General features: G+C 64.7%; 12 protein-coding genes and 1 pseudogene. 11 read left to right on the top strand and 2 right to left on the bottom strand.

Features of this window, described 5'->3' with window-relative positions:
* The 4 genes and pseudogenes from JQ592_RS38395 to JQ592_RS30925 form a co-directional block, all read left to right on the top strand.
* Positions 1-135 (top strand): annotated as a pseudogene (locus JQ592_RS38395) (GDP-L-fucose synthase); the annotation flags it as partial.
* Positions 136-212: 77 nt separating this feature from the next.
* Positions 213-665 (top strand): DUF2231 domain-containing protein, encoded by a 453-nt coding sequence (locus tag JQ592_RS30935; RefSeq protein ID WP_211406521.1) that lies wholly within the window; start codon positions 213-215, stop codon positions 663-665.
* Complete coding sequence (locus JQ592_RS30930; RefSeq protein ID WP_211406520.1) at positions 662-1,996, top strand: PQQ-dependent sugar dehydrogenase; 1,335 nt, start codon at positions 662-664, stop codon at positions 1,994-1,996. Before JQ592_RS30935 ends, JQ592_RS30930 begins: the two co-directional genes overlap by 4 nt.
* 35 nt (positions 1,997-2,031) lie before the next feature.
* Complete coding sequence (locus tag JQ592_RS30925) at positions 2,032-2,235, top strand: hypothetical protein (RefSeq protein WP_211406519.1); 204 nt, start codon at positions 2,032-2,034, stop codon at positions 2,233-2,235.
* A gap of 43 nt (positions 2,236-2,278) precedes the next feature.
* Here JQ592_RS30925 and allE read toward each other — a convergent pair whose 3' ends face one another.
* Positions 2,279-3,076: a (S)-ureidoglycine aminohydrolase gene (gene allE / locus JQ592_RS30920; RefSeq protein WP_211406518.1), complete on the bottom strand. Its 798-nt coding sequence runs from the start codon at positions 3,074-3,076 to the stop codon at positions 2,279-2,281.
* A gap of 366 nt (positions 3,077-3,442) precedes the next feature.
* Here allE and JQ592_RS30915 point away from each other — a divergent pair, with 366 nt between their 5' ends.
* The 6 genes from JQ592_RS30915 (at position 3,443) to JQ592_RS30890 (ending at position 9,467) form a co-directional block, all read left to right on the top strand.
* A complete protein-coding gene (locus JQ592_RS30915) occupies positions 3,443-4,840 on the top strand; it encodes an MFS transporter (RefSeq protein ID WP_211406517.1) in 1,398 nt (465 codons plus the stop codon).
* Positions 4,841-4,958: 118 nt separating this feature from the next.
* Positions 4,959-5,786: a 3-keto-5-aminohexanoate cleavage protein gene (locus JQ592_RS30910; protein ID WP_211406516.1), complete on the top strand. Its 828-nt coding sequence runs from the start codon at positions 4,959-4,961 to the stop codon at positions 5,784-5,786.
* 134 nt (positions 5,787-5,920) lie between these two features.
* Positions 5,921-7,126: an MFS transporter gene (locus tag JQ592_RS30905; RefSeq protein ID WP_211406515.1), complete on the top strand. Its 1,206-nt coding sequence runs from the start codon at positions 5,921-5,923 to the stop codon at positions 7,124-7,126.
* A gap of 171 nt (positions 7,127-7,297) precedes the next feature.
* Entirely contained in the window at positions 7,298-8,527 is a 1,230-nt protein-coding gene (locus tag JQ592_RS30900) for a CaiB/BaiF CoA transferase family protein (protein WP_211406514.1), read from the top strand.
* A 236-nt stretch (positions 8,528-8,763) separates the two neighbouring features.
* A complete protein-coding gene (locus JQ592_RS30895) occupies positions 8,764-8,979 on the top strand; it encodes a hypothetical protein (protein ID WP_063682708.1) in 216 nt (71 codons plus the stop codon).
* A 95-nt stretch (positions 8,980-9,074) separates the two neighbouring features.
* Positions 9,075-9,467, top strand: coding sequence for a RidA family protein (locus JQ592_RS30890; RefSeq protein WP_211406513.1), 393 nt, complete (start codon positions 9,075-9,077; stop codon positions 9,465-9,467).
* 201 nt (positions 9,468-9,668) lie between these two features.
* Here the strand turns inward: JQ592_RS30890 and JQ592_RS30885 are convergent, their stop codons facing one another.
* Positions 9,669-10,331: a TetR/AcrR family transcriptional regulator gene (locus tag JQ592_RS30885; RefSeq protein WP_211406512.1), complete on the bottom strand. Its 663-nt coding sequence runs from the start codon at positions 10,329-10,331 to the stop codon at positions 9,669-9,671.
* Positions 10,332-10,644: 313 nt separating this feature from the next.
* On the opposite strand from JQ592_RS30885, the gene JQ592_RS30880 reads away from it, so the two are divergent.
* The gene (locus tag JQ592_RS30880; RefSeq protein WP_211406511.1) at positions 10,645-11,880 is read left to right on the top strand and encodes an acyl-CoA dehydrogenase family protein; all 1,236 of its coding nucleotides are present in this window, start codon (positions 10,645-10,647) and stop codon (positions 11,878-11,880) included.
* The last annotated feature ends 43 nt before the right edge of the window (positions 11,881-11,923 follow it).

Below are 11,923 nucleotides of genomic sequence, written 5' to 3'. Positions count from 1 at the left end.
ACTTCGCGGCCTGACGGCACCCCGCGCAAGCTGCTCGACGTCAGCCGTCTCGACAAGCTCGGCTGGCGTGCCACGACCTCGCTTCGCGACGGCTTGAAACGCGCATATGCGGCGTATCAGGCAGGCGCGCTCTGACCGCGCTGCAGTAGGAACCTTCGCCGCAAGCGCGAGTTGGCCGGTCGGGCAGGGCGAAAGCCATACGAGGCAGGACCGTGCAGCAAGACGGGCGCGTGTACAGCACCGCGCAGATCGCGGGCCATCCGATTCATCCGATGCTGGTGCCGATCCCGATCGCGTGCTTCATCGGGGCGCTGCTGACCGACATTGCCTATGTCGTCAGCGCCGAGATCATGTGGGCGAATTTCTCCGCCTGGCTGCTGCTCGTCGGCGTCATCTTCGGCGTACTGGCGGCGATCGCGGGCCTGACCGATTTCCTCGGCAACCGCCTGGTGCGCGCGCAGCCGCCGGCCTGGCCGCATCTGCTCGGCAACGTGGTGGCGCTGGTCCTCGCCATCATCAATGCCCTGATCCACACGCGCGATGGCTGGACCTCGGTGTGGCCGACCGGGCTCATCCTTTCGGTGATCACCGTGCTGATCCTGCCGGTCACCGGCTGGCTCGGCTGGGCCATGGTCTATCGCCACGGCGTGGGAGTTGCGCGATGAAGTCCTCGATTGCCCGCGCGCTTGCGTGCTGCTCGTTGTTGTGCCTCGCCGGCTGCGATGACGGCAGCGGCGATCCCAAGGCGCAGATCGGCGCCAACCCGAAGCTCCCCGAGATCCAGCAATACCTGCTGCCGCCGATGCATATCGCGCGTATCGTCGGCTGGAAGAAGGACGAGACGCCCACGGTCGCGGAAGGTTTGCAGGCCAAGGCGTTCGCGACGGGCTTGCAGCATCCGCGCTTCCTCTATGTGCTTCCCAACGGCGACGTTCTGGTGGTGGAATCCAAGTCGCCGAAGGGCGCCCCGATCAAGCGGCCCAAGGAAATCGTGATCGGCTATGTCGAGTCCTGGGCGACGTCAGGCGGCGATACCGGTCCGAGCAATCGCATCACGCTGCTGCGTGACACGAACGGCGACGGCGTGCCCGATACGCAGAGCGCCTTCCTCGATCATCTCAATTCGCCGTTCGGCGTCGCGCTGGTGGGCAACGATCTCTATGTCGCCAACACCGACGCTATCGTCAGATATCCCTACACCGAAGGTGACACGAAGATAACCGCGCCGGGCACGGTGCTGACGCCGCTGCCGGGTGGCCCGATCGACCATCACTGGACCAAGAGCCTGGTCGCCAGCCCCGACGGCTCAAGGCTCTATGCCGGCGTCGGCTCCAACAGCAACATCACCGAGAACGGCATGGAGGCCGAGCACAATCGCGCCGCGATCCTCGAGGTCGACCGCGACAGCGGCCGCTGGCGCATCTTTGCAAGCGGCCTGCGCAATCCGAATGGCCTCAGCTTTGAGCCGCAGACCGGTGCGCTGTGGACGGTGGTGAACGAGCGCGATGAGCTCGGCCCCGACCTCGTGCCCGACTACATGACATCGGTGAAGGACGGCGGCTTCTACGGCTGGCCTTACAGCTATTACGGTCAGCACGTCGATCCCCGCGTCAAGCCGGAGCGGCCTGACCTCGTCGCCAAGGCGATCGTGCCCGACTACGCGCTGAGCTCGCATGTCGCCCCGCTCGGAATGGCTTTCTATACAGGGACCAGCCTGCCGAGCGTCTATCGCGGCGGCGCCTTCGTCGGCGAGCACGGCAGCTGGAACAGGCAGGTGCTGAACGGCTACAAGGTCGTGTTCGTGCCGTTCAGCGATGGCAAGCCGAGCGGACCGGCGCAGGACGTCGTGACCGGCTTCCTCAACAGCGACAACCAGGCGCGCGGCCGTCCTGTCGGCGTCGCCATCGACAAGACCGGCGCGCTGCTGGTCGCCGACGACAGCGGCAACACGGTGTGGCGGGTAAGCGCGGCGCATCCGCAGCTTACGCAGCGATAGAGCATGGATTAGTTAGAGAGCTGGAGGAGGAGACCATGGGCCTTGCCCAATACGCGGTCGTGCCGGTGCAGCACGAATGGGGCGTGCTGCACGACGGCGACGTCAAGAGCAGATACGCCACCAAGGAAGCTGCGTTCGAGTCGGCAGTCGCGGCGGCGTCGCTGGCCTTACGTGAGGGCCACGAAGTTCATGTCAGCGTGCCCGGCCGCGAAGCCGGCGAGAATGCGCCGGGAAGCTAGCAGCCGCACACGACGAGCCGCCCGCGTCGCTTGGCAGCCTCTGTCAGAGCACAACATCCCGGTTGACGTTTTTATACAAGAGATAGACCGACTGGCTCGAGCCGGTGGGATAGAATTGCTGCGGGCAGAACGATCCCATCCAGATGAAGTCATCAACCCAGATTTCATGCCAGCTATCGCCAAGATAGTACAAACCTTGGCCCTCCAGCATGAGCAATCCGTGCTCCATGATGTGGGTCTCGACGGCTGGAAAACAGACGCCGGGTTGGAAGAACATCAGGTTCATCTCAAAATCGAATCGCAAGTCGCCCATCGGCAGCAGGTGCTTGAAGCCGCGCCCCTGTAGTCCGGTGTGGTTCGTCATCGGCATCGATTGCTGTTGACCGATGATGGCCGTTGGTGCCGCGATGCCCTCGGCCGCCTCATAGCGCTTCTTGACCGCGATCACGCGGGCGGGCGCGCTGGGTTGACAGTGCATCTTGAAAGACGTGCCCGGCGGAATATAGGCAAAGCCACCTTGCGTCAGCGAGGTCAGGGCGTCGCTCCCAACGCTGATGTCGACGGCTCCCGTCACGACGTAGAAGAAATGCTGAAGATCCACGCAGATTGGCTGGGCTGTGCCGCCCGAGGGGTCGATCTCCAGCATGAACTGCGCAAACTCGGCTCCAAGCGTCGGCGCCGCCAGGAAACGCACCGTCGTTGATGACCACGCCGGCAGGCGGCTCTTCAACACGCCTTCAGGCGGGATGAACGCGAAATTGCGGCCGATGACTGCGCGGCTGTGGCCGATCGCGCCAGGACGAACGACGCCGGGTTGAACTGGCAGATCGGTGGGGTGCATCTGAAATTCCCTGGTCAACTCGCGACAGCGTGTTGCGGCGAAGCGTCGGCGGAAGACCGGAGCGTTGCGACGCTGATGAGTGTGGTTCTTTTCATGTCGGCTCCTTCGATTTGATAGATGACAGCGTGGTGTATCGCAACGGCGGTCGGTCAACGTCCTCCGGCCAAGATAACATCATGTTAGGTTTATCGCATAACTGGGTAATTGTGTTAGCCCGGCGAAAGCCTATTGTTGCGACCAATCAGACAGCCATCGGCAAGTGACAAGCGCTCCGCGAAGCTCCGCAGAGCGCCTGGAGAGTGCTGTCCGATTTCGAACGAAGCCCGCCAACGGGACGTCGATAAACCCAGAGGAGGAATTTCTGAAATGACCACGACTCGCGCGATCCATGACAGGAGTCAGTCCAAGAAGGCTGCTGCGAGCGGCTGGATTGGGTCGGCTCTCGAATATTATGACTTCTTCATCTACGCGACTGCCGCCTCGCTGATCTTCCCGCAAATCTTCTTCCCCTCGGACAATCCCACCGTCGCAATCGTCGCATCGCTGGCGACCTATGGCGTCGGCTATGTGGCGCGTCCCATCGGCGCCTTCGTCCTCGGACATTGGGGCGACACTCATGGCCGCAAGACCGTGCTCATCGTCTGCATGTTCCTGATGGGCATCTCGACCATGGCCGTCGGTCTTCTGCCGACCTATCAGCAGGTCGGCATTTTGGCGCCGATCCTGCTCGTCATCCTGCGCCTCGTGCAGGGATTTGCCGTTGCCGGTGAAATCTCCGGCGCGAGCTCGATGATCCTGGAGCACGCGCCGTTCGGCCGGCGTGGCTTCTACGCGAGCTTCGCGCTTCAGGGCGTTCAGGCCGGACAAATTCTCGCAGCAGCCGTCTTCCTGCCGCTGGCGGCCTATATGCCGACGGAGGCCTTCAACAGCTGGGGCTGGCGGATTCCCTTCCTGCTCAGCTTCTTCGTCATCGTCGCCGGCTACATCATTCGCCGCGAAGTGGACGAAACCCCGGCCTTCACCCGCGAGGGCGAGCAGGGGGAAACGCCGCGGGCGCCCATCGTCCAGGCCATCAAGCTGAGCTGGCGCGACATGCTCAGGGTCATCTGCATGGCCCTGATGAACGTCATCCCGGTCGTTGCGACCATCTTCGGTGCGGCCTATGCGGTCCAGCCGGCCTATGGCATCGGTTTTGCCAAGGACGTCTATCTGTGGATCCCGGTGCTCGGAAACATGCTGGCGGTGTTCGTCATTCCCTTCGTCGGCAATCTCTCCGACAAGGTCGGCCGCAAGCCTCCGATCATCGTGGGCGCGCTGCTCTCCGGCTTGCTCGCTTTCGGCTATCTCTATGCCATCAGCATCAGGAACGTGCCGCTCGCGATCCTGCTGTCGCTCCTGATGTGGGGCGTCGTCTACCAGGGCTACAACGCGATCTTTCCGAGCTTCTACCCGGAGCTGTTTCCGACGCGCACCCGGGTGTCGGCGATGGCGATTTCGCAGAACATCGGAACGACGATCACCGCGTTGCTTCCGGCCCTGTTTGCGACCGTGGCGCCTCCCGGCTCGGCCAACATTCCGTTGACGGTGGGGGCGATCGCCTTCGGCATCACGGTCATCGCGGCGCTGGCGGCCGTCTCGGCGCGGGAAACCTATCGGATTCGCATCGACGATCTCGGCAATCCCAAGGCCGTTCCGATGCCGCGGGCCGACTATGAGCGGCAGCGTGCGCAGGCGGCGAGCGGTGCGGCCGCAGTCCCGACCTGATGGCCACCTGACGAGGCAATGCCGCTGCGATCGGATGATGTTTGCAGCGGCAGGGCTTCCGGCGTTATGTGTCTATTCGACTGTATGCGCGCGAGCGCGATCATCATGAGGTCCAGGGATGAACCCCGTCGTCGTTGCTGTCGCCATCACCGGCTCCGTTCCGCGCAAGAAGGACAATCCGGCGGTGCCCATCCTGCCGTCCGAACAGATCGAGTCGACGCACCAGGCCTTCGAGGCCGGCGCCACGCTCGCCCATATCCATGTTCGCAACGATGACGAGACGCCGTCCTCGGATCCCGAGCGCTTTGCCCTGGTGCAGGAGGGCATCAGGATACATTGTCCGGGGATGATCGTTCAGTTCTCGACCGGCGGGCGAGGGCGCGATCCCTCGGCGCGCGGCTCATCGCTCTATCTCAAGCCGGACATGGCCTCGCTCTCCACGGGCTCGGTGAACTTTCCGACGATCGTCTACGAGAACAGCGCTGCTCTGGTCGAAACGCTCGCGACCGGCATGAAGGCCAATGGCATCCGGCCGGAAATCGAGATCTTCGATCTGTCGCATCTGCACGGGGCCCGCCGCCTGATCGAGGCCGGGCTGATCGACGCGCGTCCGCATGTGCAGTTCGTCATGGGCGTCAAGAACGCGATGCCCGCGGACGAGCATGTCCTCGACATTCTCCTGGGAGAGCTCAAGCGGCTGGTCCCGCAAGCGACGTGGACGGCCGCCGGGATCGGACGCCATCAGGCCGAGGTCATGGGCTGGGCGCTCGCGCGGGGCGCCGACGCAGTCCGCACCGGGCTCGAGGACAATATCAGGATCGACAAGACGCGCCTCGCCGCCAGCAACGCGGAGCTCGTGACCGTCGCCTGCGAGGCGGTCGCGCGCCACGGCCGGCGCGTCGCGACCGCCGCCGAGGCGCGATCGTTGCTAGGGATTGCGGGATAGGGGCTACTGCCTCCTCCTGACATGCTCCCGGCTGCCTGCTGCCATTCGGTGGCCGGCGTTCCCGCGCGCTGAGTCTCCGGGTAAGACGGGTGCCACAGGCGTGATCGGCGCCTGCCGGGCAGGCGACGTTTGGAATGCGATTCTTGAAATCTAACGGCAGGCTCATCGGGGTCCTGCTGGTGCTTGCAATTACCCAGCTCATTGGATGGGGTACGATCGGCCTTCCGCCCATCATCGGCCGCGACCTTGCCGCCGATCTCGGCATGAGCCTGCCGATGGTGTTTGCGGGCACTTCGACACTTTATGTCACCATGGGGCTGTGCGCGCCGTGGCTCGCCAAGACTTTCGCGCGGCATGGTGCGCGCAAGGTCATGATGATCGGCACGGTCGTCAGCGTGCCCGGCTTCGTGCTGCTGTTCTTCGCGCGCGACCCCGTGCTCTATTTCGCCGCCTGGATCGTCTTCGGCCTTGCCGGCAGCGCCACGCTCTCGACCGGTGCCTATATCATGCTGAACGAGGTCGCCGGGCGGCAGGCCAAGAGCGCGATCGGTGCGCTCATGCTGGTGACTGGGCTTTCGAGCAGCATCTTCTGGCCCGCGACATCGTTCCTGAATGGTCTCGTCGGCTGGCGCTGGACGTGCCTCGTCTACGCCGCCATGCTGATCGTGGTCTCGCTCCCGCTCTATGCGCTGGCCGCGCCGCGCCGGAGCGTCGCGAAGGACGAGGGCCCCACACCGGCGAAGCACGCGGATGTGCCGCCGGTTGCGCGCACCACGTTCGGCCTTGTCGTGTCCGCAATCACCCTCAATGCCTTCGTCAATTTCGGCCTCGGCGCCGTGTTCATCGAGCTGCTGCGGGCGGAGGGTCTGTCGCCGGCCCAGGCGGTCGCCTTCGGCTCGATGCTCGGGGTCATCCAGGTCAGCGCCCGCGGGCTCGACTTCCTCGGCGCCGGGCGGTGGGACGGCATTACGACGGGGCTCGTCGCCGGCACGGCGCTGCCCGTGGCCATGCTGCTGTTGATGCTGAGCGAGGGGGCGACCTGGGCGGTCGCGGTGTTCATCCTGCTCTATGGCGCCGGCAGCGGCGCGATGGCGGTGGCGCGGGCGACCATCCCGCTTGTGTTCTACGACCAGGCCGAGTTCGCCAAGGCGATGTCGATGATCGCTCTGCCGCTCAATCTCGCCTCCGCGCTGTCTCCGCCGCTGCTGGCCGGCCTGCTCACCCAGTTCGGCAGCCGCAGTGCGCTCGGTCTCACCTTCGTCTGCTCCTGCGCGACGGTGCTGATCCTGATCATGCTCGGGAGGCGCCGGCCGCAGGTCGCCGCGGCGGCCGCGACCTGACGCTATATTCGCGGCACGGAAATTCGCCGCCGCAGGGCCGCCACTGCTGCCGGGGCGCGGATGGCCGTATGCCCGGAGCGCAGTGCTCGGGGAACGAAAATGGTGTATCCGCAGGGAGCGCGGCCTGGCTGGAGCCGCCGCGCCAACACCAGTTCCCCGGAGGAAACCGACATGTCGGCCTTGCCGCTCTCAGGCATCAAGATCCTTGACCTCACCCGCGTGCTTGCCGGGCCCTTGTCGGCCCAGATGCTGGGCGATCTCGGCGCGGAGGTCATCAAGATCGAGCGGCCGGGCACCGGCGACGATGCGCGCGCCTTCGGCCCGCCTTATTTGACCGATCCCGAGGGCAAGGCGAACAACAACAACTCGTTCTACCTCTGCGCCAACCGCAACAAGAAGTCGGTCACCGTCAACATCGCCAAGCCGGAAGGGCAGGCGATCATCCGCGAGCTCGCCAAGGACGTCGACGTCTTCATGGAGAACTACAAGGTCGGCGATCTCAAGCGCTACGGCCTCGACTACGAGACGATCAAGGCGATCAACCCCGGCATCATCTATTGCTCGGTGACCGGCTTCGGCCAGACCGGCCCTTACGCGCCGCGCGCCGGCTATGACGCCATCCTGCAGGCGATGGGCGGGCTGATGAGCGTCACCGGCCATATGGACGGCGAGCCCGGCGAGGGACCGATGAAGGTCGGCCCGTCCATCGTCGACTACATGACCGGCATGAACACTTCGATCGGCATCCTCTCGGCGCTCTACCATCGCGACGCCAATGACGGGCAGGGGCAGCACATCGACGTCTGCCTGTTCGACACCGTCATTGCCTCGCTCTCGCACTGGCTGCAGATCTACCTTGTCAACGGCAAGACCCCGCCGCGCCGCGGCACCTGGGGCAATGGCGGCATGCCGGCCGGCGTGTTCCGCTGCACCGACGGCGAGCTGATGCTGGTGGTCGGCAATGACGGCCAGTTCCAGCGCACCTGCGCCGTGCTCGGCGAGCCCGAGCTCGCCAATGACAAGCGCTTCATCAAGAACAACGACCGCGTCGTGCACGGCAAGGAGATCATGGCGATCTTCGCCGGCTTGTTCCTGAAGAAGCCGGTGGCCTACTGGCTGGAGAAGCTGGAGGAGGCCGGCGTGCCCTCAGGTCCGATCAACAATTTTGAGCAGGTGTTTTCCGATCCGCACGTCCAGTCGCGCGGCATGCGGGTGAAGACCGAGCACAAGTTCGAGCCGGAGCTGTCGCTGATCCGCAACGCGCTGACCTTCTCGGACACCCCGATCAAGACTTACCGCGCCCCGCCGCTGCTGGGCGAGCACACAAAGGAGGTGCTCGGCGGCAAGCTCGGCTATGATGCGGCGAAGATCGAGGAGCTGAAGAAGCAGGGGATTATCTAGCTTCGGCGAAGCGGCGAGTTGCGGGAGAGTGGCTCGCCGGCAAGGGGAGAAGTGAAGACAGCCGGTGCCCCGCACCGGGTCGCCTCGCATAGATTGGTGACGACAACGTGGCGCTGGCGCGGCCTTGCGTGGGGCTTGCGCGCAATCCCCAGATAATCCCGGTCCGTAGTCGCACAGGCTTCCACTCTGCGCGCGACTCTGATTCGATCTCTCCACGTGAGCGCGGGAGGGAACGAATGTCCTACACCATCGGGTTTCAGTCCAAGAACCAGAAGTCCATTCTGGCGACTGAGGCGGCAACCGCCAATCAGGCCGTCGCCATCATTGCCGCGCTGCGGCAAAGCGCCGACGAAATAAAATTCATCCGCTCGCCGCAGGAGGGCGAGATGGGCATCGAGATGCTGCTGCTGCTCGCCAAGGAAGAGGCCGAGGAGATGCCGCAGCGGGCCTAGGCCCGCGCCAACCACACTTCGGGCTTAAGCGAAGCATGCCGGCTGCAGAATGATGTAGCAAGGCGTTAGTCTCGCTCGAACCGAAGGTGGCCGCCATGAAACGCGAAGCGCTCCGCGTCGAACCGATCTCGTCGTTTCTCGATCGCTGGAAGGCGCCGACCTCGCCCGTGACGCGCGCCGGCAACATGATCTTCGTCGCCGGCCTGCCGCCGTTCGATCCCGCGACCGGCGAGATCGCCGCCGCTCCGATCGAGCGCCAGAGCGAGATCGTCATGGAGCAGATGAAGCTGTGCCTCGAGACGGCCGGCGCCTCCCTCGACAACGTCATGAAGTGCAACGTCTACTGCACCTCGACCAAGCACTTCGCCGCATTCAACGCGGTCTATGCGCGTTACTTCCCGCATGACCCGCCGGCGCGGATCTTCGTCTGCACGCCGGAATGGTTCGCCCCCTTCGACGTCGAGATCGACTGCATCGCGATGATGTGAGTGGTCGCTTCGCCTCTCCCCGCGTGCGGGGAGAGGCCGGAATGCGCGCGTAGCGCGGATTCCGGGTGAGGGGGACTCTCCGCGAGTCCTGCTGCCACCGTCCCCGGGGAGACTCCCCCTCACCCCAACCCTCTCCCCGCAAGCCCCCGCAAGCGGGGCGAGGGAGCACACCGTCGCCGCGGCTTCAGCCTTCACGGGTCCTTAGCGCGCCGCCACCTTTGACGGCGCCTTTGCCTCGCTCCGCCCCGCCGTCAGCGCCATCGTCGCGACGCTGACGACGCGCGCGACCACGTCCTCGACGTCGTCGAGGTCGCATTTGCCTTCCGACAGCTTCGTCAGGCGCTCGCTCTCGCGGATGGTGTGGTGCGCCATGGCGAGCGCGAAGTTGAGGCCCCAATAGATATCGACGTCGCTGCGGTCGGGCAGGGACCTGCGCATCGCGCCGGCGAATTTGCGCAAATGGTCGATCTCGCGGTTCTTGATGCGGCGGATCGGCGGCACGGATTCGATCGAGGCGCGGATCATGAAGCGCGCCGCGGTCGAGCGCTGGTTCTCCGGTCCAAGGCAGCCCCGCAAGGTCGGCCCCACCAGCGCCCGCAAGATCACCTCGATCGGCGCGCGGCCGCCGCCTTGCTCCTCCGCCGCCTTCAATTCGCGCAGGCGCTCGCGGTTGGTGGCGATCGAACGGGTGACAAACAATTCCGCGATCAGCTCGTCCTTGGAGCCGAAATGATAGTTCACCGCGGCGAGGTTGACGCCGGCCTCCGCGACGATGTCGCGCAGCGTCACGTCGCCGAAGCCGCGATCGGCGTAGAGCCGTTCGGCGGCGGCGAGAATGGCAGACCTCGTATGATCGCTGGCCATGACTCTTGTCCCGTCATTCCGGGGCGACGCGCCAGCGTCGAACCCGGAATCTCGCGCCACATTTCGAGATTCCGGGTTCAGCCCTGCGGGCCGCCCCGGAATGACGTCGTGAGCGAGGGAGTTGCAATTCAAACAGTTGTATGAAACTATCGTTTGAAGGCCGGGAAAAGTCAATCCGCAATCGGGACTCGTTCGCAACTGCGCTGGGTTCCGGGACGTCCGCAGGGCCAGCGCATTCGCGCTTGCGGGCCGCGCGCGGCGGGAGGACAGTCCGGCACAAAACGACCAGCGAGAGAGAAACGAGGAGCGTCCCATGGATTTCGACCTGTCCCCCAAGCAGAAGGAATGGCTCGACCGCGTGCGGTCCTTCATGGCCAAGCATGTGCGCCCGGCGGTGCCTGTTTATGACGAGCAGGATCGCAGCGGCGAGCGCTGGAAGGTCATTCCGGTGCTGGAGGACCTCAAGAAGAAGGCGAAGGCCGAAGGCCTCTGGAACATGTTCATGCCGCCGAACGAGCATGAAGACGATGAATTCCGCGGCGCGGGATTGACCAATCTCGAATACGCGCTGCTGTCGGAAGAGATGGGCCGCATCACCTGGGCCTCGGAAGTGTTCAACTGTTCCGCGCCCGACACCGGCAACATGGAAGTGTTCATGCGCTACGGCACCAAGGAGCAGAAGCGCAAATGGCTGCGTCCGCTGATGGACGGCGAGATCCGCTCGGCCTTCCTGATGACGGAACCCGCGGTCGCTTCGTCCGATGCGACCAACATCGAGACCCGCATCGAGAAGGATGGCGACCACTACGTCATCAACGGCCGCAAATGGTGGTCCTCCGGCGTCGGCGATCCCCGCTGCAAGATCGCGATCCTGATGGGCAAGACGGACCCTTCGGCCGCCAAGCACCTGCAGCAGTCGCAGATCCTGGTTCCGCTCGACACGCCCGGCATCAAGGTCGAGAAGATGCTGCCGGTGTTCGGCTTCGACGACGCGCCGCACGGCCATGCGCAGGTCCTGCTCGAGAACGTGCGGGTGCCGAAGGAGAACATCCTGCTCGGCGAGGGGCGCGGCTTCGAGATCGCGCAGGGCCGCCTCGGCCCCGGCCGTATCCACCACTGCATGCGCACCATCGGCAAGGCCGAGGAGGCGCTGGAGAAGATGGTGAAGCGGCTCGCCTCGCGCACCGCGTTCGGCAAGAAGATCATCGAGCACAGTGTGTGGGAGCAGCGCATCGGCGAGGCGCGGACCGACATCGAGATGAATCGCCTGCTGTGCCTCAAGGCCGCCGACATGATGGACAAGGTCGGCAACAAGACCGCGCAGCTCGAGATCGCCATGATCAAGGTCGCAGGTCCCAACATGGCCTTGAAGATCATCGATCAGGCGATCCAGGCCTTTGGCGGCGCCGGCGTCTCGGACGAGGCAGGCCTTGCCAAGGACTACGCCCACATCCGCACGCTCCGTCTCGCCGACGGTCCGGACGAGGTGCACAATCGCGCCATTGCCAGACTTGAACTTCGGAAGTATGCAAACTCCTCCACGCACTAAAACAGGGGAGGGCTGCGTGCTCCCCACACCGTCATTCCGGGGC

It is taken from the genome of Bradyrhizobium iriomotense (genome assembly GCF_018129405.1).
GTDB classification, from domain to species: domain Bacteria; phylum Pseudomonadota; class Alphaproteobacteria; order Rhizobiales; family Xanthobacteraceae; genus Bradyrhizobium; species Bradyrhizobium iriomotense_B.
Note: the sequence above shows the minus strand (reverse complement) of the source record. Positions and strands in the feature narration are given on the sequence as shown.